The 22,905-nt window shown below is 66.0% G+C and carries 21 protein-coding genes and 1 riboswitch; of the genes, 6 read left to right on the top strand and 15 right to left on the bottom strand.

Annotated features, from left to right (window positions below; translation table 11 throughout):
* Positions 1–24: 24 nt before the first annotated feature.
* The 3 genes from LQV39_RS18495 to LQV39_RS18485 all read right to left on the bottom strand — a co-directional run bounded on the left by LQV39_RS18495 (position 25) and on the right by LQV39_RS18485 (position 2,885).
* The gene (locus tag LQV39_RS18495; RefSeq protein WP_230027609.1) at positions 25–705 is read right to left on the bottom strand and encodes a hypothetical protein; all 681 of its coding nucleotides are present in this window, start codon (positions 703–705) and stop codon (positions 25–27) included.
* Between the two features lie 2 nt (positions 706–707).
* Positions 708–1,586, bottom strand: coding sequence for a MipA/OmpV family protein (locus LQV39_RS18490; RefSeq protein WP_230027608.1), 879 nt, complete (start codon positions 1,584–1,586; stop codon positions 708–710).
* 66 nt (positions 1,587–1,652) lie between these two features.
* Complete coding sequence (locus tag LQV39_RS18485; RefSeq protein WP_230027607.1) at positions 1,653–2,885, bottom strand: hypothetical protein; 1,233 nt, start codon at positions 2,883–2,885, stop codon at positions 1,653–1,655.
* 238 nt (positions 2,886–3,123) lie between these two features.
* Here LQV39_RS18485 and LQV39_RS18480 point away from each other — a divergent pair, with 238 nt between their 5' ends.
* A complete protein-coding gene (locus LQV39_RS18480; RefSeq protein WP_230027606.1) occupies positions 3,124–4,440 on the top strand; it encodes an ATP-binding protein in 1,317 nt (438 codons plus the stop codon).
* Between the two features lie 2 nt (positions 4,441–4,442).
* Here the strand turns inward: LQV39_RS18480 and LQV39_RS18475 are convergent, their stop codons facing one another.
* The 4 genes from LQV39_RS18475 to LQV39_RS18460 form a co-directional block, all read right to left on the bottom strand.
* Positions 4,443–5,120: a thiol:disulfide interchange protein DsbA/DsbL gene (locus LQV39_RS18475; RefSeq protein ID WP_230027605.1), complete on the bottom strand. Its 678-nt coding sequence runs from the start codon at positions 5,118–5,120 to the stop codon at positions 4,443–4,445.
* A gap of 125 nt (positions 5,121–5,245) precedes the next feature.
* Complete coding sequence (locus LQV39_RS18470) at positions 5,246–5,587, bottom strand: hypothetical protein (RefSeq protein WP_230027604.1); 342 nt, start codon at positions 5,585–5,587, stop codon at positions 5,246–5,248.
* Positions 5,584–6,246: a thiol:disulfide interchange protein DsbA/DsbL gene (locus LQV39_RS18465; RefSeq protein WP_230027603.1), complete on the bottom strand. Its 663-nt coding sequence runs from the start codon at positions 6,244–6,246 to the stop codon at positions 5,584–5,586. The genes LQV39_RS18470 and LQV39_RS18465 overlap by 4 nt, the downstream gene beginning before the upstream one ends.
* 329 nt (positions 6,247–6,575) lie before the next feature.
* Entirely contained in the window at positions 6,576–8,522 is a 1,947-nt protein-coding gene (locus LQV39_RS18460; protein ID WP_230027602.1) for a TonB-dependent receptor, read from the bottom strand.
* Between the two features lie 74 nt (positions 8,523–8,596).
* Positions 8,597–8,830, bottom strand: a riboswitch (cobalamin riboswitch).
* Positions 8,831–8,942: 112 nt separating this feature from the next.
* Here LQV39_RS18460 and LQV39_RS18455 point away from each other — a divergent pair.
* The 3 genes from LQV39_RS18455 (at position 8,943) to LQV39_RS18445 (ending at position 13,099) form a co-directional block, all read left to right on the top strand.
* Positions 8,943–11,180: a M1 family metallopeptidase gene (locus tag LQV39_RS18455; protein WP_230027601.1), complete on the top strand. Its 2,238-nt coding sequence runs from the start codon at positions 8,943–8,945 to the stop codon at positions 11,178–11,180.
* On the top strand, positions 11,177–12,109 hold the full coding sequence (locus LQV39_RS18450; protein ID WP_230027600.1) for a hypothetical protein: 933 nt from the start codon (positions 11,177–11,179) through the stop codon (positions 12,107–12,109). Before LQV39_RS18455 ends, LQV39_RS18450 begins: the two co-directional genes overlap by 4 nt.
* A gap of 162 nt (positions 12,110–12,271) precedes the next feature.
* Positions 12,272–13,099, top strand: a complete 828-nt coding sequence (locus LQV39_RS18445; protein WP_230027599.1) for a class III extradiol ring-cleavage dioxygenase — start codon at positions 12,272–12,274, stop codon at positions 13,097–13,099.
* Here LQV39_RS18445 and LQV39_RS18440 read toward each other — a convergent pair.
* On the bottom strand, positions 13,081–13,692 hold the full coding sequence (locus LQV39_RS18440; protein WP_230027598.1) for a pyridoxamine 5'-phosphate oxidase family protein: 612 nt from the start codon (positions 13,690–13,692) through the stop codon (positions 13,081–13,083). The genes LQV39_RS18445 and LQV39_RS18440 overlap by 19 nt on opposite strands.
* Positions 13,689–15,080: a S41 family peptidase gene (locus LQV39_RS18435; RefSeq protein ID WP_230027597.1), complete on the bottom strand. Its 1,392-nt coding sequence runs from the start codon at positions 15,078–15,080 to the stop codon at positions 13,689–13,691. Before LQV39_RS18435 ends, LQV39_RS18440 begins: the two co-directional genes overlap by 4 nt.
* Before the next feature lie 96 nt (positions 15,081–15,176).
* On the opposite strand from LQV39_RS18435, the gene LQV39_RS18430 reads away from it, so the two are divergent.
* Positions 15,177–16,097: a LysR family transcriptional regulator gene (locus LQV39_RS18430; protein ID WP_230027596.1), complete on the top strand. Its 921-nt coding sequence runs from the start codon at positions 15,177–15,179 to the stop codon at positions 16,095–16,097.
* Here LQV39_RS18430 and ylqF read toward each other — a convergent pair.
* The 6 genes from ylqF to LQV39_RS18400 all read right to left on the bottom strand — a co-directional run bounded on the left by ylqF (position 16,094) and on the right by LQV39_RS18400 (position 21,912).
* Entirely contained in the window at positions 16,094–17,041 is a 948-nt protein-coding gene (gene ylqF, locus LQV39_RS18425) for a ribosome biogenesis GTPase YlqF (protein ID WP_230027595.1), read from the bottom strand. The genes LQV39_RS18430 and ylqF overlap by 4 nt on opposite strands.
* Before the next feature lie 30 nt (positions 17,042–17,071).
* Positions 17,072–17,689, bottom strand: a complete 618-nt coding sequence (locus LQV39_RS18420; RefSeq protein ID WP_230027594.1) for a DUF416 family protein — start codon at positions 17,687–17,689, stop codon at positions 17,072–17,074.
* Between the two features lie 10 nt (positions 17,690–17,699).
* The gene (locus LQV39_RS18415) at positions 17,700–18,992 is read right to left on the bottom strand and encodes a hypothetical protein (RefSeq protein WP_230027593.1); all 1,293 of its coding nucleotides are present in this window, start codon (positions 18,990–18,992) and stop codon (positions 17,700–17,702) included.
* Positions 18,982–19,869: a hypothetical protein gene (locus LQV39_RS18410; protein WP_230027592.1), complete on the bottom strand. Its 888-nt coding sequence runs from the start codon at positions 19,867–19,869 to the stop codon at positions 18,982–18,984. Before LQV39_RS18410 ends, LQV39_RS18415 begins: the two co-directional genes overlap by 11 nt.
* Positions 19,870–20,053: 184 nt before the next feature.
* Positions 20,054–20,926, bottom strand: a complete 873-nt coding sequence (locus LQV39_RS18405) for a hypothetical protein (RefSeq protein ID WP_230027591.1) — start codon at positions 20,924–20,926, stop codon at positions 20,054–20,056.
* 56 nt (positions 20,927–20,982) lie between these two features.
* On the bottom strand, positions 20,983–21,912 hold the full coding sequence (locus tag LQV39_RS18400) for a histone deacetylase family protein (RefSeq protein WP_230027590.1): 930 nt from the start codon (positions 21,910–21,912) through the stop codon (positions 20,983–20,985).
* Positions 21,913–21,983: 71 nt separating this feature from the next.
* On the opposite strand from LQV39_RS18400, the gene LQV39_RS18395 reads away from it, so the two are divergent.
* Positions 21,984–22,904 (top strand): MoxR family ATPase, encoded by a 921-nt coding sequence (locus tag LQV39_RS18395; RefSeq protein ID WP_230027589.1) that lies wholly within the window; start codon positions 21,984–21,986, stop codon positions 22,902–22,904.
* Position 22,905 lies beyond the last annotated feature (1 nt).

Here is a 22,905-nt window from a genome sequence, read left to right as displayed (position 1 = left end):
GCCCGAGCATAGCGCATGTCGCGCCTACTCGAACAGCGGCAGGATGGCCAGCGGCGCATTGAAGGTCGCCACCTGCCCGCGCTCTGGGCTGCCGGTAAAACGGTAGACCACGGACGGGAACTCGTCCGGCTCGCCCACCGCCAGCGGCAAGGCCTGCTCCTGGCTGTCCGGACGGCGCAGGCGTGCCCCGCCCTCGGCCTTCTTCGGGAACAGGAAGCGCACGCCGGCGCACTGGCGCGCGCGCTGCGAGGCGTCGACGTAGCGTGCGAAGCCCAGTGCCTGCAGGCAGGCGGCGCGCAGCTCGGCGATGTCGTAGACGCCGTCCGGGCGCACTGCGATCGATACCTGCGGGCGCAGGCTGAAGCCTAGGCCCCTGCGGTTCAGGGACAGGGCCGCATTCTCGTCGTAGGCGGCCTTCTGCAGCGGGAACACGGTGCGTCCCAGCGGGTCGAGCGGCAGGTTGACCTGGGTCGAGCGGCCGGACAGGCTCAGCTGCAGGCCCTCGGCCAGCGCGCCGCGCTCTTTCGGCAGGACCTGCAACTGGTTCACCAGCAGGTTTTTCGGGCCGCCGTATTTTTCGAACACGACCATGGCCCGGTAGGCGTCCCGGTAACTCACGGCATCCCCATCGTGCGCCTGTGCGGCGGCCGAACCGGCCGCCAGCAGCAGGGCAAGGGATGCGATGAATTGTCGGACGGGACGCATCGTCAGAATCGATAAGCGAGGGCGGTCGAAACCGTCACGTTGGTGGACCGCTCGGTAAGCGGGCTTTTGCCGGCGTCGCCCAGCAGGCGTTTGGCCTGCAGGTTCGAGGTCAGCATCCAGGATGGGCTCAGGACCCAGTTCCAGCGGGCGCCTGCATGCACGTCCTGCAGGCCGCCGCCCGGCTGCCAGGCGGCAAAGCGGCTGCGCGAGGACTCCTCCATGGTGACGCCGAAATAGCTTTCGTTGTACTGGCGGTTGACCAGGCCCAGGCCGGCCGACAGCGAGACGCGGTGGCGCTCGCCGGCAACAAAAGCCAGGCGCTGGACGCCCAGGTCCAGGCGCGCGCCGTCATGGTCCCTGCCCGACCCGACCAGCAGGCTGGAAGTCAGGCGCCACTGCGGATTCAGGTAGGTATTGTAAAAGGCGCCGACTTGCAGGCGCGCGCCGATCTCATCCATACCAGCCAGGCGCCCGGTCAGGATCATGGCCTTCTCGCCCGGTGCGGCGGGGGCGATGCCGTTCAGGCCGCTCGCACCGACGCCGTCGGCGCCGAGGCCGGTGCCGGATTCGTCGCGGCCTGGCTGGATCGCCAGCAGCGGGCCGTACTCGACAGTGGGCGAACTGGACAGATGCATGCCTGCGCTCATCCCCGAAACGAAGACGCCGTTGCTCCATTGGACCTGGAGCACCGGCAGTGCGGACACCCTGCGGCTTCCCGAACCTTCGTAGCGCGCGGCCGACTGCAGGCCGAGGCCCGCATACATGTCGCGGCTGCCGTCCGGCATCGGATTGGTGGCCGGCGTCTGGGCCAGGACCGTGCCGCTGGCCAGCGAGCCTGCCACGGCGCCGGCGCGCAGGACGAAGGAGAGAAGCTTGTTCATATAGCCGAGTAAAAAGATTCAGGAAAACAATATTCTACGTGCTTGTCTTCCCTCCTCCCAACTCTGTCAGTTCTGCTGCACGACTTCTGTCGCAAATTCGACCGGCAGCTCGCTGCGCTCGATCGCCACCAGGTGGGCCGGGTGGGTCACCAGCATCGCGCACATCACGCCGATCGGCGGATGCCGGTCGACTTTCTGCACGACGATCTTGCCGTCGCCGCGGCTCACGCCGGCGATCGAGGTCGAATAGCACGGGCTGGTGCTGCCCATGAAGACGCCGACCACCATGGTGGTGCCGAAATCGACCACCGGCACCGGCTGCTCGGGCGCGTGGTAGGCCCACAGCAGTTTCCAGGCCTCGGCATCCTTGATCACCACGTTGCGCGCTTCTTCCACGCCGGAGGCGGTGGTCTGGCTGATCGTCTTGAACGCGATGTCCGTACCCGCGGCAGGCTTGACGAACTCGACCGGAGCATCGCTGCGCTCGATCGCCACGACCTGCATCGCATGGGTGACCACGGCCGGGCAGACATCGAAGGTCTGCAGTTCGCGCTCGTCGACCTCGACCTTGATCGAGGCGGCGCCGGCGACCACGCGCGGAATCGCGATCGTGTGGCAGCCGCTGCCGGATTCGCCGGCAAACACGGCAACCAGCATCTTGTTGCTGAAGTCGATCTTCGGCAGTTCGGGCGCCGGGTTGCGGCCGGCGGTGTGTTCGGTCCACAGGCGGGCCCATGCGGCCTCATCCTTGATGACCACGTTCTTCTTGTCGACGATGCCGGAGAAGCTGTCCTTGGCGACACGGTCGAAAGGCATCTGGGTGCCGGCTTTCGGCAGGAAGCTGAAGCGTTCGACCTTGTGGGCGCTGCCCAGGCCGAGGTCGGCCTTGTCGAGGTTCTTGACGATGATGTCGAACATGCTGCGCGAGGCCGCGTCCGGGCAGGTGGTGCGCGGGCCGGCGATGGTGTCGCCGACCGAGCACAGCACCTGGTCCGGCTTGGCGCCGAACAGCACCTGTTCGTAGGAGGCATCGGCGCAATTGCCTGCGTGGTCCCACAAGACCTGCTTGCCGTCGATGATGAAGAGGCGGTTGCGGTTTTCGGTGCAGATCGCTTCGCGCGCCATGTTCTGGAAATCGGTCATGACCAGCGACGGGGCCGGCTCACCCACAGCCACGCCCTGGCTGACCTGGCCAGCCTGGCGGTCGGGCTGGGTATCCGATCCGCCACCGCAGCCGGCCAATCCGGCTGCCAGGATTGCGCCGGCGAGCGGCAGCGAAAACTTTGCACGTTCAAGCATCGCCATCTTCTGCTTCCTCTCTTACGAAGTCTTGTTGGGGGAATAAAAAAAGGCCCACCGTCAGTCGCGCATCAGGTGGGCCAAACGGAAAAACCTGATGAGTAGCCATCGTACGCATGGCTTGCAAGCGAATCCCCCTCGACATGTCAGGCTTTTGTCTTGATTTTGTAAGATATGGTTTTTTTAATTATTACTCCTATACAATTCCGCCCATGAGCAAGACGACTTCCGCGGCGGCGTGAACCGCCTGTTCTTCCGATTCTTCATCCTGGTCATGCTGTCGATTACGGCAGCTAGCTTCGTCATCTATTTCATTTTCACGCGCCTGTTCGGCGATCCGCTGGAAGACATCGCACGGCGCCAGGCCTCGGCCCAGATCTTCCTGCTCGAACAGTACGTGGACCAGGCCCCGGCCGACGAATGGCTGGGGCGCCTGAACAAGGTGCGCGAAGTGTCGACCGCGCATTTCGACCTGATCCCGCTGGACCAGGCCCGCTCTACCCTGCCGCGCTCCACCCTGGCCGCCTTCGAGCGCGGCGACATCGTGCTGGACCCGGCCCGCAAGAGCTTCTACCGGCGCGTCGACCTGCTCGGTGACCGCTATATCGGCAGCAACGACGAAGCGATCCGCGCCTCCAGCCTGCCGATCGACCTCAACCAGGCCCTGCTGATGGAAGTGGTGCGCTACGTGGTGGTGGCGCTGGCGCTGCTGGTGCCGATTGCGCTGTGGTCGCGCGCGCACTGGCAGGGCCTGCAGATGCTGGCCCGCACGGCCGACGAGTTCGGCGCCGGCAAACTGTCGGCACGCGCGCAAATGAAGCCCTCGGACGCGGCCTATCCGCTGGCCGAACGCATCAATGCGATGGCCGAACGGATCCAGGGACTGCTGGAATCGCAAAAGAACCTGCTGCATTCGGTGTCGCACGAATTGCGCACGCCCATCGCGCGGCTGCAGTTCGCGCTGCAGATCCTCGAAGACCAGGCCGGCGACCCGGCCCTGTCCAAGCGCATCGCGGCGATGGATGGCGACCTGGCTGAGCTGAACGAGCTGGTCAACGAACTGCTGTCGATGAGCAAGCTGGACAACGCAAGCGAGCCGCAGCGCGCCCTGTTCGAGGTCGAGCCGGTGCTGCGCGAATGCCTCGATACCCTGCATCCGCGCCCGGCCAGCCTGCACGTCGAGTTCGGCACCAGGCTGGGCAGCGTCGATGGCGACCGCCGCCTGCTGGCGCGCGCCGTCGGCAACCTGCTGCGCAATGCCCAGAAATACGCGGCGCACACGGTGGCCCTGAGCGCCCGCCACCACGAGGGCCTGCTCGAGATCCTGGTCGACGACGACGGCCCCGGCATTCCCGAGGCGGAGCGGGAACGCATCTTCGAGCCCTTCTACCGGCTCGACCGCAGCCGCGACCGCGCCACCGGCGGCTTCGGACTCGGGCTGTCGATCGCGCGCAAGGCGGTCAAGCTGCACGGCGGCGAGCTGTGCGTGGAGCGCTCGCCGCTGGGCGGGGCTCGCTTCGTGATCACCCTGCCCGACGGCGTGCTGAGCACTTAGGTCTATTTCGATGCCGCCGCCTTCGCCACCAGCGCGTCGGCGATCTGCAGCGTCGCCTGGAACATTTCCTGCGGATTGTTGGTCTTGATGCTGTCGTGGGCCATGGACGGCGAGGTCATGTATTTGCCATCGACGATGATGGTCGGCACCGATTCCACCTTGTAACTGGCGATGACGCGCTCGAGGCCACGCAGGCGGGTCAGCACGCCGAAGGAATTCCAGGCGTTCAGGAAGGTCGCGCGGTCGATGCCGTTCTTCGACACCCAGTCGATGATGGCGGCGTCCTGGTTCAGGCGGATGCGCTGCTGGTGCACGGCGTTGAAGACCTTGGCGTGCATGTCGTCCAGGCGGCCCAGCGCTTCCAGGGTCAGGTACAGGTGGGCTTCCGGGTCGGCGGCGCCGGTGTAGGGCATGTGGATGCGGCGCACCTGGATGCGGTCGCCCTGCTTCTTGACCCAGTCCTCGAAGCCGGCTTCCAGGCCATTGCACACCGGGCAGTGGTACATGAAGAACTCGATCACCTCGACCTTCTTGCCGGCCGCCTGCACCGGCTGCGGCTGGGCGAGGGTCAGGTAATCGACGCCATTCTGCGGATTCGCCGGCGAGGCGAAGGCGGGGGTGGTGGCCGAGACAGCGGTGACGAGCAGGCAGGCGGCGGCGACGATGCGCAGGAGACGCATTTGAAGGTCCTTTCGACGTGAGCAATATGCATAGCTTAGCATTCTTTCATGGAAAGATTGCCTTAAAGGAAACTTAGGGGACGTAAAAAATTCCGCTCGGGCGGGATTTTTTGGCTGACTGAAGATTAATGCTTCCTGGGCTTGGGCGGCTGTTCCGGCATTTCCGCGCGGATATGGCTAACGCCGTACCACAGGTGCTCCCACCAGTGCTCGCGCGACTTCACGGTGCGCAGGCAGGCGCGGTCGATCTCGCCCTTGAACACCGGATCGGCGCACTTGTTCGACACCAGGGCATAGCGCTGGTTTTCGGCATTCACGAGGGCGATGCAGAGCCAGAAGACCATGCCGACCAGGAGCGCGACCACGCCCCACAGCCAGTGCAGGTAGTAGCTAACGTCGTGCAAGTCCTCGTCTTCCGGCTTGGACTTGTCGTACATCTTCAGGATCTTGCCTTCCGCATCGCTCATTTCGTTTTGGCTGCCTTTGCGACCAGCGCGTCCAGGACCTGCAGGGTGGCGGCGAACAGCTGGGGTTCGCTATTCGTCTTGACCGATTCGTAGACCTTGGCCGGCGAGGTCTGGTACTTGCCGTCGACGACGATGGTCGGGGCGCCGTCGACCTTGTAGGCCTCGACGATGCGTCCCAGGCCGCGCAGCTTGGTCATCACACCGAAGGAATTCCAGGTGCTGGTGAACGCGGCGCGGTCCAGGCCGTTACGCGAAGCCCAGTCGATCACGGTAGCGTCGTCCTTCATGCGGATACGGTCCTGGTGGATGGCCTTGAACACTTTTGCATGCATCTCGTCGACCTTGCCCATCGCTTCCAGCGTCAGGTACAGGTGAGCTTCCGGATCGTTGGGGCCGGTGAACGGGAAGTGCACACGCTTCAGGACAATATTGTCGCCCTGCTTTTTGACCCATTGTTCGAACTGCGGTTCCAGCGCATTGCAGTGCGGGCAGTGGTACATGAAGAACTCGATCACCTCGACCTTCTTGCCGGCCGCCTGCACGGGCTGCGGCTGAGCGAGCGTCACGTATTCGACGCCGCTTTTCGGATCGGTCGGCGAAGCAAAAGCGGTGCTAGCGACGAGGCTGGCGGCAAGCAGGGCGAAACGCAGGGAACGCATAAGTATCCTTCTCGAATTGATTGAGCAAACGACCGCGAGATTACCACTTTTTCGCCCGCCAGCCTTAGCCCCGGCTTATTTTTTGCATTGCTTACCGCTTGTTACACCACCCCCTTAATTCGGGGTCAGAGCACATTTATTCTGAAATTCGGGGTCAGAGCACATTTTGTGGCAATCGACTGCGGGAAATGAAAGCATCACGCAGCGTGACTTCCGCATCGTATGTCCGCCGCCGCGGGGCCGCCAGAGCGCGGTTTACGCGTGACCGAAAAAGTGCTCTGACCCCGAATTCAAGCTAAAAATCGCTCTGACCCCGAATTACCGAATTATCAGAAGTCGTAGCGGGCCGAGAGTTTCAGCTGGCGGCCGTCGCTCGGGTAGATGCCCGACTGGCAGCCGTAGGCGTAGCTGTAGTAGCGGCGGTCGGCCAGGTTGAGGCCGTTCACGGCGACTTCCCACGGGCCCAGCTTGACCGCGTAGCGAGCGTCGAAAGTGACGTAGGACGGCATCGTCGCGGCGCAGCGGTTGTCGAAGTCGCTGCCGTAACGCTGGCGGTCGACCCATTGCGCGCCGAAGTCTGCGCTCTGGCCATTGCCCGGCAGCCAGCTCAGGCGGGCAGTGAGCACGTTCTTCGGCACCAGCACCATTTCGCGGCCGGCGTTCGGGCCGTCGGTGAATTTGGCGTTCACGTGCTGCAGGTGGGCGGTGGCGCGCCAGCTGGCGGCGATCTGGGCTTCAGCGTCGATTTCGACACCCTGGCGGCGCGTCGGATCGAGGTTGGTGTTGGCGAAGGCGGTCGGGTCGTAGAAGATCTCATTGTCCAGCTTGTGGCGGAACACGCGCGCCGTCAGCTTCCGCGCCTCATCGCCCCAGCTGGCGCCGAATTCCAGGTCGTGCGAGGTCTGCACCTTCAGCAGGCTCAGGCTGGTACGGAAGCTGTTCTCGTCGACGTTCGCCACGCGGTAGCTCTGCCCTGCCCGCGCCGTCAGCTCCACCTGCGGCAGCACGCGGTAGCTGCCCTGCGCCTCCCAGGCGTTCTGGCCCTGCGAGCCATTGTCCGCGACACCGCCGGCCATGGCGTCGATGTAGTCCTTGTCGAAGATCTCGCGGCGCGCGCCCAGCGCGATGCGGCCGTCGTGGGCCGGATCGAAGCGCAGCTCGTCGCGCACATAGAAGGCCTTCGATTTCTGGCTAGCGTCGGCCAGCGAATAGTCGGACGTCGTCTTGCGCTGCCAGTCGATCACGTCGACGCCCGTCACCAGCTCGTTCAGCATGCCGCCGTCCAGCGTATGCAGCCAGCGCGCGCGCGGCGAGAACTGGTTCTGGCGGCCTTTGTACTTCGTCACCGAGGCGCTGGAGCCGAAGTAGTAGTTCGAGTCGACGTCGCGCTCGCGGTGCGACAGCTCGGCCGCCAGGTCGACTTCGCCGACGCGGTATTCGGCAAAGGCGTTGACGCGGTCCGTATCCAGCTTGCCGAAATCGTTCGGGGTCTGGCTCTGGCGCGGATCGGCTTCGAACTGGGCCAGGGTCAGGGAGCCAGGCAGACGCGTATCCTGGCGCGCGCTTTCCACGCGTACGCCGGCGCGGCCGCCCGCATAGGCCACCTGCACGCCTGCCGACACGCTGTTCTGCTTGAACGCGCTGTTGCGGCGGTAGTTGTCGTTGTCCTGGCGCGCCAGGGCGAGGTCCGCACTGACATTCCCCGCCACGTGCGCCAGCGAAGCGCGCACATCGCGCTCCTTGAACTGGCCGGCCTCGGCGAATACCGAGCCATGCGTGCCCGCACGGGCATGGCGCGCATCCTTGCGCGTGACGATCTGGATCACGCCGCCGGTCGCACCTTCGCCGTACAGCACGCTGCTGCCGCCGCGGACGATTTCGATGCGCTCCACGGTGTCGATCGGGATCGTCGACAGCACCGAGTTCGCCAGCTCGTTCTCGTTCAGGCGCACGCCGTCGACCAGGATCACCATGTTCTGCGCGCCGTTGGTGCCGAAGCCGCGCAGGTCGAGCGCGAAGTCCGGCGAGGAGTCCAGGCTCTGGCGCCCGAACACGCCGCCGATCTTGCGGATCGCGCCGTTGACGTCGTTCACGCCGGCCTGGCGGATCTCGTCTCGGGTGATGACGGTAGCGCCGATCGGCTCCAGCGATTCGGCGCTGGGGAAGCGCGAACCGGTGATGACGACGGTGCTGGTCGGGGCTTCATCCGCGTGGACGGCAAAAGGAAGGGTAATGGCAATGGCACAGGCCAGCGCGAGCGGCTTTTTGGAATTCATCGGATTATTTTTGGTCGTTCGTTAGGCCGGCGCGCGTCCCCGCATGCCGGCTCAATACGGAAGCGCGGCAGTACACCCGCTTCCCCCTGTCTGGCCGGTATCCGGGCTAGCAAGACAGACCGCTCCACCTTCCTACGCGCATCGCGCAGTGGTGTCAGAAGCAGCCAGCCATCATGACGATGGCGCTTGTTTACCGTTGCGGGGGCAGCACACGTTGGCGCGGCGCCGGGGGCGCCTGCGCTCCGTGTTTCCCGTTTAACTGCACGCGAGGGAAGACGCGTGCGGGCACCAGAACCCCGAAATTATAAACCTAATAAGCAACATCTCTGGCAGCGGGTGGTCTATTCGGGGTGATTTTCGAATATAGTGTGAGCACAAAAGCAACTTAATAAAACGCAATTCAGACTTTGGGGGTCTTAGATGAGATTGGGTTCCACATTCCTGCGCACGGGCGCAGCGGCGGTCCTGCTGGCGGCGGGGGTGGCGGTCACCGCCGACCTGCTGGCCGGGCCGGACGCCGGCGCGCCAGCGCCAGCGCCAGCGCCCGCGCCCGCTGCCGCGCCGGCGCCTTCACTGGACGGCATCGCGCTGGCGGCGCCGAACGCCGCCGCGGTCCTGGTTCCAAGCGCACCGAACGCCTGGGGCGGCGCCCGCACCGGCCTCGAGCCGACGCTGTCGGACCGGGTCGTCCACTACGACATCGACGCCACCCTCGACCCGGTCAAGCACACGGTCACGGGCCGCGAAAAGCTCACCTGGCGCAACCGCAGCAGCGTGCCGGTGAAGAGCGTCTACGTGCACCTGTACATGAACGCATTCGAAGGCGAAGGCAGCACCTTCTTCACCGAGAAGCGCCTGCGCGAGGGCGCCTTCCGCTCCGGCGTCGACATCCGGTCCGGCGAATGGGGCCACATCGCCCTGCGCACGGTTACCCAGGGCGATGCCACCGTGCCCTGGACCTTCGTCCACCCGGACAACGGACCTGCCACCGACCACACCGTGGTGCGCTTCGACCTGCCCACGGCCGTGGCGCCGGGCGCCTCGACCCTATTGGACATCGACTTCCACACCCAGCTGCCGCGGGTGATGGCGCGCACCGGCTACTTCGGCAGCTTCCACCTGGTCGGCCAGTGGTTCCCGAAGATCGGCGTGCTGGAACTGCCGGGTGAACGGGGCGCCACCGCACCGCGCTGGAATGCGCATGAGATGCACCTGAACTCCGAGTTCTACGCCGATTTCGGCAGCTTCGACGTGCGCCTGACCGCGCCGAAGGAGTATACGGTCGGCGCCACCGGCGAGCCGCAGGGCGCCCCGGTCGAGAAGAACGGCATGCTGACCCACCGCTACGTGCAGGGCGACGTCCACGACTTCGCCTGGACCGCCGACAAGCGCTCGGCCAGGCCGATGGTCGAGACCTGGACCGGCCCGGGCAGCCCGAACGTCACCGTCACCGTGCTCTACCCGCCCGAGTACGCGGCCAGCGCGGCGCCGGCGATGAAGGCGGCCAAGGATTCGCTGACCTATTTCTCGAACACGCTCGGACCGTATCCCTATAAAACGCTGACGGTCGTGATCCCGCCGCACAACGCCGAGGAAGCCGGCGGCATGGAGTACCCGACATTCTTCACCGCCGAAGGCTATGCCCGGGTCGAGCCGGACCTCATGAACCAGTACATGCTGGACTTCGTCACCATCCACGAATTCGGCCACGGTTACTTCTACGGTCTGCTGGCCAACAACGAGTTCGAAGAGCCGGTGCTGGACGAGGGCCTGAACGAATACTGGGACCTGCGCATGATCCGCGAGCGCGGCCAGAAGATCCACGCCGCCTCGCCTTTCATGCGCAAGATCGGCATCACGCCGAGCTTCGACGCCTTCGCGGCCGAGCGCACCGGCACCCCGCGCAACGACCCGGCCGACGCGCCGGGCCAGAACGCCTACGACCGCCTGCAGGACATCGGCCCGGTCTACAGCCGCACCGCGACCCTGATGCGCGACCTCGAAGCGCGTGTCGGCAAGGAGCCGATGGAGCGCGCCTTCAAGGAATACTACCGCCGCTGGAAGTTCCGCCATCCGAGCACCGCCGACCTGCGCGAGACCCTGGCCGAAGTCACCGGCCAGCGCGCCGCCGTCGAAGCCGTGTTCGCCCAGCAGGTCTATGCGGTGACCAGGGTCGACGACCGCGTCGCCGAACTCACCAGCCGCGAACAGCTGCCGCTGCCGGGCACGCGCCAGGCCGGCAGCAACTGGGTCGAGGACAAGCAGGACGATATCGACAAGCGCGTCGAGAAGGAGCGCGAAGCCTGGAAGAAGGCGAACCCGAAAGCCAAGGAAGGCACCGGTCCCTACCCCTTCCGCACCGAAGTGCTGGTGCGCCGCTACGGCGCCGCGGTGCCGCAGCTGCTGACCGTGAAATTCGCCGACGGCAGCGTCGAGAACGTGCGCTGGGACGCCAGCGAGAGCTGGCACAAGTTCAGCTGGACCAAACCGGCCAAGGCCGTCTCGGCCGAACTCGACCCGCAGCGCCTGCACTACCTCGACGTCAACAAGCTCGATGACAGCCGCACCATCAAGGCCGACGCCAGCGCCTCGCGCCGCTGGGGCATGGATGCTTCCGCCTTCATCGAATACCTCCTCACCCTGATCGCGACCGTATGATGAGCACCGACCAGACCCTCGACTCCCCTTCCCTGGCGCCGCAGAACGCGGGCGTGCGCCGCCGCCATGGCCTGCGTCCGCTGTTTGGCGCCATGCGCGCCGCGCTGCAGTGGCGCCTGATGCTGTGGTGGACCGTGCTGCTCCTGCTGCCGACCCTCGTCGCCAGCCTGCCGGTGTGGCAGATGCTGGGCGCAAGCCTCGACCATTCGGTGCACGCGCCACAGCTGGCCCAGAAGCTCGACATGCTCGCCATCGCCGACCTGATCGGCAGCGCGCGCGACCGCTTCGGCGCGGCCATCGGCAGCGGCGGCATTGTCGCGCTGGCGCTGACCCTGCTGCTGTCGCCGCTGCTGGCCGGGATGACGATCCACGCCGCGCGCGCCGCCAAACGGCCCGGCTTCATCGACCTGCTGGCCGGCGGCGCCCAGGAATACGCACGCATGTTCCGCATGCTGGTGTGGAGCGCGTTCCCGCTGCTCGTCGTCGGCATCGTCGCCGGCGTCGCCTTCAAGGTAGCCGGCAAAAGCGCCGAGAGCGCGATCCTGGAAAGCGACGCCGAACGGGCCTCGCATATCGCACTGGCGGTGACCGCACTGGCCTTCGTGCTGGTCCACGCGACGATCGACGCCGGCCGCGCCCTGCTCGCCAACGAACGCCGGCGCCGCTCGGCCATCGTGGCCTGGTGGGGCGGCGTACGCCTGATGATCCGCCGTCCGCTCACGCTGCTGGGCGTGTACGTGATCGTCACCGGCGCCGGCCTTGTCATCGCCGCCCTGCTGGCGCTGGCGCGCCTGCATGTTCCTGCAATCGGCGCCGGCGGTACGGCGGCAGCCTTCCTGCTGACCCAGCTGGCGGTGCTGGTGCTGGGGTGGATGCGCAGTGCGCGGCTGTTTGCGATGATGGCGCTGGTGCGGGCCAGGCCGCAGTAGATAGCTCGTCGTCTTCGCGCATATTTCGCCGTCGTCCCCGCGCAGGCGGGGACCCAAGTTCTGCTTGAGCTGACGATACGCGTGCAAACTTGGGTTCCCGCCTGCGCGGGAACGACGGCTGCGCTACCATGGCCTCTTCATCATCTGTATCAAGGAGCCGCCATGCCCACCCGCCTACCCACCTACTTCGTCTCCCACGGCGGCGGCCCCTGGCCCTGGATGAAGGCCCAGTACGGCAACGCCTACGACAAGCTCGAAGCCTCGCTGGTCGACATCAAGCGCCAGGTCGGCAGCCGCCCGAAGGCGATCCTGGTGGTGAGCAGCCACTGGGAGACCGATCAATTCACGGTGTCGGGCAACCCGGCGCCCGGCATGATCTACGACTATGGCGGCTTCCCGCCGCACACCTACCAGATCCAGTACCCGGCGCCGGGCGAACCGCAGCTGGCCGCACGGGTCGCGGCGCTATTGAATGCCGCCGGCCACCCGGCCAGCATCGACCCGGAACGCGGCTTCGACCACGGCACCTTTTCGATGCTGCAGCCGGTCTACCCGGAAGCCGACATGCCGGTGGTGCAGTTGTCGATCCGCCGCGGCTACGATCCGGCCGTGCACCTGGCCGCCGGCCGCGCGCTGGCGCCACTGCGCGACGAGGGCGTGCTGATCGTCGGCAGCGGCCTGTCCTTCCACAACCTGCGCCAGTTCGGCCCCGGCGGCGCCCTCGCCTCGCACGCCTTCGACACCTGGCTGCAGCACGTGCTGCTGGAATTATCTCCGATCGACCGCGAACAGGCGCTGCTCGGCTGGAGCGAAGCGCCCTACGCGCGCCATGCGCATCCGCGCGAGGATCACCTGGTGCCGCTGTGGGTGGCGCTGGGCGCGGCCGAGCAGGAGCAGGCCGCCTGCGTGTATCACGAGGACAGCTTCTTCGGGGCGCTGACGGTGTCGAGTTTCAGGTTCGGCGATGCCGCCTACAAGGAAGCCGCGTAACGCCGCTCCGTCTCTTCCTGCGTCTCGACCGGTCCGGCCATGCTGGTCTGGTCGGCCATCATGCGGCCCATGCTCGGCAGCGCATCGCGCGCCACCTGGCTCTGCGGCTTCCACAGCCCGGAGCGCATGAAGGCTTTCGCGCAGTGCAGAAAAGCTTCCTCGACGCTCAGCCTGATCACCAGAGCGGGCGCCCGGCGCTCGTCCGCGCACGCCGCGATATCGGCAGGATCGAGCGACAGCACCGCCTTGCCGTTCACGCGCAAGGTCTCATTGATACCCGGGATCATGAAGAGCAGGCCGGCTCGCCCGGTGCCGATGATGTTTTCCAGCGAGTCGAGCCGGTTGTTACCCGGCGCGTCCGGAAGCAGCAGCGTGCGTGCATCCGCGAGCTTCACGAAGCCCGGCAATCCGCCGCGCGGCGAAGCATCCGCCCTGCCCTCGGCATCGCTGGTGGCCAGCACCACGAAAGGCGACAGCGCGACGAAGCGGGCGCAGTGCGCATCCAGATGGTCCAGTTGCTTGAGCACGGCGCGGCCCGCGGGCTCCGGGTAGAGTGCGCGCAGCGCCGCCAGGGAGGTGATGGCCGTGCTCATGCGGATGGCTCCTGTGTCCGGCGCACATGTTCGAGCAGGGCCTTCACGGTCACCATGCGGTCGAACGGGCTGTCCGGCAAAACGATGTCCGGATGGATCAGCGCAGGCTCGCGCTCGCCCGAAGGACGGTCGAGCACGAAACGCGGAATGGTGAGGAGCAGATGCGTGTTCGGCAGCTCGATGTTCTGGACGCCGCCGGTCTGGCGGGTGTGCGCATACCCTCCCGCGCCGGCCAACCGGGCGAAGCCGAAGTCCTGCACGACATTACTGAACAGAACGGCCGACGAGTAGGTCATGCGGCCGACCAGCACATAGGTTTTGCCCGAAAAATGCAGCGGATTGCCCGGGTTGGGCTCGACCCAGCTATCGACGAAGCCATGCGCGACGTCGCCGACTTTTTCGGTGCCGCTCGCACGCCCTGCGATGACTTTCTTGACGTAGCTGGAGCCATTGCGGAAGGGCTTGTCGGCAATGTAAGCCAGGACACCGTCTTTCCACATGTCGTCGTCGCCGCCGGGATTTTCGCGGACGTCGATGATCAGGGTCCTGACCTTCGCATCACGTATCCTGGTGAACGCATCGCGGGCAAAGTCCTTGAATGCCTGCTTGTCCGGCCAGAAGAAATGGTTGATCGTCAGCAGCGCTGCGTTTTCCGGCAGGAGTTCGAGGCGGAAGGTCTTGTTGAAGCCGCCAGGCCCGTCCGTGTCCAGCACGGCCGGCGTCTTGTGGCTGCCCGCAACGCGGATGTGGGCGGGTCCGCCGGGTTTGGCGACCACCAGGTCGAACTGGCGCGGCGCGCCATAGGTCCGCCAGTATTCGAACCAGGTGCGGCGCGACAGGACGTTCGCCCGCAGCGCCGGCGTATCGCCCGCCGTCAACGCAAGCAGCTCGTGCGCGACGCGCGCGGCGGGCACGCCGTTGATCTGTTCGATGCGCATGCCGGCCAGCGCGCTGGGACTGCCGTCGAGTTCCGCGCGGATGGCGATCTCGCCGCTCTCCGACACCTGCACTTCGAAGGGGAACAGCACGCCGCCCGCGGCCAGGTGTGCCCGGGCAAGCGCTTTCCAGTCCGGTTGCAGCACGAACATATGGGCATCGGCGAACAGCGGGTTGAGCGTGGCAAACGCGCGCCACGCCTGGTCACGTGTCATTGGCTGCCGAAGCTGCGCCTCGAGCCTGTCGTAGGCCTTGCGCAGCGTTTCGCGGCTGGTGAACAGACCGGGGTCGGGGTGGACCCTGTCGATTTCTTCGCGCAGGAAGCGAAAATCCTGCTGCAGCGCTGCCGGCGAATAGACCGGCTCGGCCGGCGCCGCTTGCGCCACTGCGCCCTGGCAGATCAGCAGGCCCAGGGTGACGACGACAGTATGCAGCTTGGTAAACGTGGACATGGCTGTTCAATAAAATTTAAACAAGGAATGCATTCTAGCAATGTCGCAGAAGGATTATGATTAAGGTTTCTAACTTGTTAATTAAGCCTAGCCTTAATGCTCAATAGCGACGACCTGCGATTTTTCTGCGTCCTGGCGGGCCAGCCTTCGCTTGCCCAAACCGCGCGGACACTCAACGTGACGCCCTCCTCGATCACCCAGCGCCTGCAGGCGATCGAAGACAAGCTGAAGTTGAAACTGCTCAACCGGCAGGGCCGGACGACGACGCTGACGGACGAGGGGCAATTGCTGGCCGAACGGGCGCGTCTGATCCTGGCTGACATGGACGAGCTGCAGGAATCCCTGCACGACCGCAAGAACGAACTGGTCGGGCGTTTGCGCATCCTGGCGCCGCTGGGCTTCGGCAACGAATATGTCGCCGAGCTTGCCGCGCAATTCCAGGCGCAGCACAGGAACGTGTCGGTGGAGCTGGTGCTGTCGGACAGCCCGAACCGGCAAACCCCGGAGGCCTGGGACATCGTGATCCATATCGGCGCCCTGCCCGATTCATCGATGCTGCAAACGGTGCTGGCGAAGAACCGCCGCTTCCTGTGCGCGGCGCCGGACTATGTCGCGCGTTGTGGCCGGCCGGCGAACATTGCGGACCTGCGCCATCATGCCTGCATTTCCCTGCAGGAGAACGCGGAAGACGTGACGATGTGGCGTTTGCAGGCGCCGGGCGCGGACGCCTATGCCTCGATCAGGATACGGCCACGCCTGACCAGCAACGATGGGCGGGTCGTCAAGCAGTGGGCCCTGAAAGGACACGGCATCATGATGCGTTCCGAGTGGGACGTGGCACAGGAACTGCGTAGCGGGACGCTGGTGCGGATATTGCCGGATCACGCGCTGCCCGGCGCCGACATCGTCGCCCTGCTCGGTTCTGCGCAAAGGCAGCGCTCGGCCAGGACGATGCGCTTTCTCGATCTGCTCAGGCAGTCGCTCGGCGCCCGTCCCTGGGCTGCCCGGGAGATTTAGGTCCCGCGCTTGCCGCGCGCCGCTTCCTCAGCCTTCTTCGCCGCCTTCTCTTCCGCAATCCGCGCCTTCTCTTCCATCTCGATGCGGTGCTTCTCGAGCGCCTCGGCGCGGGTGACCGGCGTCTCCAGGCTGATGCGGCCCAGCGCGCCCTGGCGGTAGTCCTGCAGGAAAACGTGGGAGGCTTTTTCGTAGTCGAAGTCGCCGCCGCGCACGCGGAAGCCGCGGCGCTGGGCCACGCCTTCGATCACGCCGAAGCCGTCCATGCCCTCGGTCTTGAGGCCGTAGCGCGCCGCCAGCAGCTGCGGGTAACGCTGCAGCAGCAGGGTGCCCAGGAACTCGGCCACTTCTTCCTCGATCACGGCATTGGTGCCGACCGCGTGGCTGGCTGCCAGCATCAGGCCGTCGCTTTCCATGGCGATCTTCGGCCACAGCATGCCGGGGGTGTCGACCAGTACCGTGAACTTGTCCAGGTAGATCTTCTGCTGGGCCTTGGTGACGGCCGGCTCGTCGCCGACCTTGGCCACGCGCTTTTTCAGCAGCGCATTCATCAGGGTCGACTTGCCGACGTTCGGGATGCCCATGATCATGATGCGCAGCGGCTTGGTCGGCACGCCGCGGTGCGGCGCCAGCTGCTTGCACAGCTCGGGGATGCGGGCGACGTCGGACGGCTTCTTGGTCGTCATCGGATAGGCCGTGACGCCGGTCTGGGCGTCGTACCAGGCAGCCCAGGCGGCGGTGGCCACAGGGTCGGCGAGGTCGGTCTTGTTCAAGACCTTCAGGCAGGGTTTGTTGCGGAACTTGCGCAGTTCCTCGACCATCGGGTTGCTGCTTGCCTCGGGCAGGCGGGCATCCAGGACCTCGATGACCACATCGGTATTTTCCATCTGCTCCGCGGCCTGCTTGCGGGCAGCGGCCATGTGGCCCGGGAACCATTGAATCGACATGCTTACTCTCAATATTGTGCGTACAAGACGCTATTTTACGCTGGCATAGCCCGTCAGCTCCTGTTCGCTAAAGGTCGGGTTCGCCACAGCCTGGCGCAGCAGCTCGGCAAAATCGCCGCGCCGCAGCAAAACGAGGTCTTCGTGCTGGCGCCCGAGGGTGCGCTGGATCAGGGGATGGGCCAGCAGCCGGGCTTCCTTTTTCGGGGTGTTCGGGACCACCCCCATCAGCTTGATGGCGGCCTGGTCGGTGGCGTCGTACTCGCGTCCCACGGCCCATTCGGCTTCCTGGGGCGTGTCGACCAGCAGGCAGCGCACAGCATAGGCCAGCGAGGCCAGCGCATCCTCGGCCATCATCGTCAACAGGCCGCCCTCGACCTCTTTGCCCGGGATCATGGCCATCACCTCGTCCAGCACCGCGGTCCATGGCTGCTGGCCGGCATCGTCCGCGAGGATGCATTGCCACAGCTCGGCGACGATCTCGCGCGCCCGGTCCTGCTTGCCGGTCGCCTGCACGGCCGCGAAGCGCTCGCAGACAGGCATCAGCCGCGTGGCGGCCGCGGTGGCGCAGGCCAGCCGCGCCGGCGGGCTCATTGCCGCCAGCGCCTGGAGCAAACGCGGCTTGTCGTAGGAGAATAAGGATGCGGTCATTGCCTGTATTCTAACGCGCTCCTCCTTTAGGCACACACTCGCTCGGCGGCAAGGGCTGGCTGGGGTCGAAGGCCTGCAGCGCGTTCTTTGCCAGCGTGCGGTCTTTCGCGAACTCGGTCAGGTAGCGGGTCCGCTCCTCGCTCTGCCATTCGGCATCCGAAAAACCCTTCAATGGATGGTTCTTGCCGGTGAAGACCTTGCCTTCCAGGCGCGGCATCAGGGCGCGGTCGGGGTCGGTGTTCTCCTTCAGCAGGTAGCCGTCGACGTCGCGCAGGGTCAGCGGCAGGGCCGCTTCCTGGTCGCGCATCAGCTTGCCGAACATGGTCAGCTTGACGACATTCGGGCCGGGGCCGAGCAGGTCGTTGAAGGTCAGCAGGGCGAAGGGCCTGCCTCGCGCATCGTCGACCCGGCCGCTGATGATGTAGCGCCCGGGCATGCGCACCTCGGCCGGCAGCAGGAAGACCAGGGAGCCGTTCTCGACCGCCTCGCGGACCTGGCCGGTCCAGACCGCCGGCAGCTCGGGCGTGTAGATCACGTCGAACACCACCATGCCGTTCTTGCCGTTGACGTTGTAGCTGACCTGGGTGCGGATGGTGCCGTTGAAGCCGGCCAGGCCGGTCTGTGCGGGCGCCAGCACGCCGGCGAAGGCGCCGTCGTTGGGGACCGGGTCGGCGCCGCCGCCATCGTCGGTGAAGGGAACGCTCACCTGCGGGGTCTGGCGGGTGCCGCTGTAGGTGATGCCTTGCGACACCGCGCGGGTGATCACCAGCGGCTGCACCTGGCCGGCGGCATTCACGGCGCGCAGCGAGAACGCGACCGCTTCGCTGGACGCCATGTAGACGCGCGACTGCGAGGTCTGCAGCTGCACGCTGCCTTCCACGCCGCCGCCCTGCAGGCGCATCGGCTGCATGTCGGTGACCGGGTTGTTGGGGTAATTCTGGTCGGCGTTCTCGGCCATCGGGCGTGAGCCGATCGGGTACTGGCTGCCTTCGCGGTAGCTGCAGAAGGTGTGGTCGGCCAACTGGTAATTGCTGACCAGCTGCTGGCGGCGCTGGCCGCGTTCGTCGACGGCCGGCAGCCCGCTCTCCCCCACCGGGTGGAAGAAAGGCTGGCCCTGGGGCGACGGCGCCGCGGCCGCGGTGGCCGTTGGGAGCGGGTCCGGATGCGGCACCAGGCTCCAGACCAGGGCGGCCAGCACCGCTAGCGCAAGAATGGGAAGCGCCAGCCGGCGCAGCCAGGGCCTGGGTGCGGACCTGGGCTGCGCCGGGCGGCGCGGCTGCTGCGGTGGCTTTTTAGAGGGCACTGCTCACCATCGCACTTCGAACGACGGAAACGATGCCCTGCCAGTTCCCGTTCGCATAGTGGTTGTAGGCCTCGTTGTCGTCCCTGAAGGACACCGAGTGGTAGCTCCACTTGGTCGAGCCGCCTTCGTTGGCGGCGGTGCCGAGGGTCAGGTCGTTGCAGAACCAGTCGCTGGGGTTGCAGTAGGAGCCGCCGGAACTGCCCGCGACGCCGCCCGAGCTGTGGTAGGCCACCGCTTCGTCGTCCTGGCCCGGCAGGATGCCCGAATAGGCCGTGCCCTTGGCGCCGGCGTACATGTAGAACCAGATGTTGCGCGTGGTGTTGTGGTTGTACATGGCGCGTGCGGTGGCGGTTTTCAGGTCCTTGGTGAGCGGGTCGCCCACGGCCCAGGAACCGTAATCCGCCAGCTCGGAACCGCCGCCGGCGCCGGAGGCGGCGCGCACCCACTTGATGTTCCAGCCGGTCTGCGAGCTTCCGTCGGAATTGCCGCAAACGCCGGACGAATTCGGGCTGGCGTTCTTCTTCACGCGCGCCGAACCGCCGTAGTTGGCGAGCACATAGCCCATCATCATGTCGCCGGCGCTGTGGGTCGCGATATAGCACCAGTTGTTACCGGTGCAGAAGCAGTCGAGTGCATCGCGGATGTGGCCGCTCTGCGAGGAGATGCTGTTGTAGCCGTCCCAGTTGACGGCCTTCTTGTTGACGCCCGCCGCGGTCGAGGACGGACCCCAGTAGGTGAAGCTGTTGTAATTGCCGATCGTGCCGCCTCCTGTGCGGCCGTTGATCCATAAGGTGTAGTTGGTTGCCGATGCCAGCCCCGGGGTCAGTGAAACAGCGGCGAGCAGACACAGCCCCATCATCATGCGCAGTAGTCTCATCTTTTCTCCACTCGTATCGTTATCGTTGGTTGGAAAATCCGCACGACCGTGCTACGGATGAGTCGAATGTAGATGGGACGTATGTACTAGTCAATTACCGCACGAGCCAAATTGATGAGTGTGGCGGAAATGGCGCACGGGCCATTTCCACCGCATGAACACGCATGAATCAGGCATGAAAAGCCTAGCGCGCGAAGTTCACCATGTCACTTCGGACCACGGCCACGATGCCGCTCCAGTTCCCTTCCGTGAAGTGGCTGAAGGCTTCGTTGTCGTCGCGGAAGGCGACCGAGTGGTAGGCCCACTTGGTGCTGCCGCCCTGGTTCGTTTCCGTGCCGAGCCGCAGGTCGTTGCAGAACCAGTCGTCGGGATTGCAGAGGGAGCGGCCGGAACTGCCGGACACCCCGCCCGCGCTGTGGTAGGCCTCGACGCCATCGTCCTGGCCCGGGAGGATGGCCGAGCCCAGCCCGCCGGCGGCGCCGGCATACATGTAGAACCAGATGCCGCGCGTCTGGTTGTGGTCGTACATGGCGCGCGCGGTGCTGGTCTTGACGTCCTGAACCAGCGGCTCGGAGGTGGTCCAGGCGCCGATGTCCGCCAGCTCCGAGCCGCCGCCCGAGCCTGCCGCGGCGCGCACCCACTTGATGTTCCAGCCGGTCTGGGAGCCGCCGGCGTTGCCGCACACGCCGGACGAATTCGCGACCGCATTCTTGCGCAGCCGCGCCGAACCGCCGTAGTTCGCCAGGGTGTAGCCGAGGATCAGGTCGCCGGCGCTGTGGGTGGCGATGTAGCACCAGTTGTTACCGGTGCAGAAGCAGTCGAGCGCATTGCGGATCAGGGCGCTCTGGTTGGCGATGCTGCTGCGGCCATCCCAGTTGACGGACTTCTTGTTGACGCCGGCCTGGGCCGTGGAGAGGCCCCAGTAATTCCAGCTGTTGTAGTTGCCGATGGCGCCGCCGCCGGTGCGGCCGTTGATCCACAGGGTGTAGTTGCTTGCCGACGCCATGCCCGCAGCCGCGAGCAGGCACAACGCAAGGATCATGCGCAGCAGTTTCATCTTCCCCTCCAGTCAAATTATTGTCGAGGTTAGATACTGCCGCGCTGCGTTGGTTCTCAGTCGAGTTCGGCCAAGGCCTTGACGTGGACCGCCACGCTGCGTCCTAAAGCTGACAGGTTGTAGCCGCCTTCCAGGCAGCTGACGATGCGGCCCTTCGCGTGCTGGCGCGCCACGTCCACCAGCTGATGGGTCATCCAGGCGTAATCGGCTTCGACCAGGGCCATGCCGCCCAGGTCGTCCTCCTTGTGGGCGTCGAAGCCGGCCGAGATGAAGATCATTTGCGGGCGGTGCGCATGCAGGGCCGGCAGCCAGTGCTCCTGCACCAGCTTGCGCACCACGTCGCCGCCGCTGTAGGCCGGGACCGGAATGTTGACGCTGGTCGCCGTCAGCGGGGTCGGTTCGGTATATGGATAGAATGGATGCTGGAAGAAGCTGGCCATCAGCACGCGCGGGTCGTCGCGGAAGGATTCGTCGGTGCCGTTACCGTGGTGGACGTCGAAGTCGACGATGGCGACCCGCTCGAGTCCATGCACGTCCAGCGCGTGGCGGGCGGCGATGGCGACGTTGTTGAACAGGCAGAAGCCCATCGGCTCGCCGGGACGCGCATGGTGGCCGGGCGGGCGGATCGCGCAGAAGGCATTGTCGACGCTGCCCGCGATGACGTCGTCGGTGGCGGCCAGCGCCAGGCCGGCGGCGCGCAGTGCGGCCTGGTAGCTGTGCTTGCACAGCAGGGTGTCGCCGTCGAGCGGATAATGCTCGCCGGCGGCCGGCAGGTTCTCGCGCACCAGGTCGAGCACGCCGCGGCTGTGGTTGCGCAGGATTGCCGCTTCCCCGGCCAGGGAGCCGCCGCGGCGCTCGACCAGGCCATCCAGGCGCGCCAGGATCAGCTGGTCCTCGATCGCCTGCAGGCGCGCCGGCGTTTCGGGATGCCAGTCGCCCATCTCGTGCAGGGAACAGTCGGGGTGGCTGTATATTGCTGTGCTCATGTGCTGCGCATGGTAGATTGCCAATGGCGTTAATCTACCATGCGCGAAGGATCGACGAGAAAAAGCCATCCATGTTCAAACAATTACATTCCGCCGCCCGCCAGGTCGGCCAGATCGTGGTGGGCAAGGACCAGCAGGTCCGCCTTGCCCTCACCTGCCTGCTGGCCGGCGGCCATCTGCTGATCGACGACGTGCCCGGGGTCGGCAAGACCACGCTGGCGCATGCCCTCGCCCTGACCCTGGGCCTGCAGTTCAACCGCGTGCAGTTCACCAGCGATCTGCTGCCGGCCGACGTCGCCGGCATCTCGGTGTACGAACGCGAAAAGAGCGGCTTCGTGTTCCACCCCGGCCCGATCTTCAGCCAGGTGCTGCTGGCCGACGAGATCAACCGCGCCACGCCGAAAACCCAATCGGGACTATTGGAAGCGATGGAGGAGCGCCAGGTCACGGCCGACGGCGTCACGCGGCCGCTGCCCGAACCCTTCTTCGTGATCGCCACCCAGAACCCGGCGCACCAGGTCGGCACTTTCCCGCTGCCGGAATCCCAGCTCGACCGCTTCCTGATGTGCCTCTCGCTGGGCTACCCCGGCGCCAGCGCCGAGCGCGCCCTGCTGATGGGCGAAGACCGGCGCGCCATGCTGAAGACCCTGCAGCCGGTGATGCGCCCGGAAGAGCTGATGGACGCGCAGCGCTCGCTGCGCGCGATCCATGCTTCCAGCGCGCTGATCGACTATCTGCAGGCCCTGGCCCAGGAATCGCGCTCCGGCAAGCTGTTCGCCGAAGGCCTGTCGCCGCGCGCCGTGCTGGCCCTGCTGCAGGCCGCCCGCGCCTGGGCCGCGCTGGAGGGACGCGACCACGTGATCCCGGAAGACATCCAGACCCTGCTGGTGCCGGTCTGCGCGCACCGCCTGCGGCCGCTGAAGGCGACTCACGGCGGGGGCAGCGCCAGCCGCGACCTGGTGCTGCAGCTGCAGAAGTCGGTGCCGGTCTGAA

The organism is Massilia sp. Bi118 (assembly GCF_918697865.1).
Lineage (GTDB): Bacteria > Pseudomonadota > Gammaproteobacteria > Burkholderiales > Burkholderiaceae_D > Telluria.
This window is presented reverse-complemented; position numbering and strand designations above follow the sequence as displayed.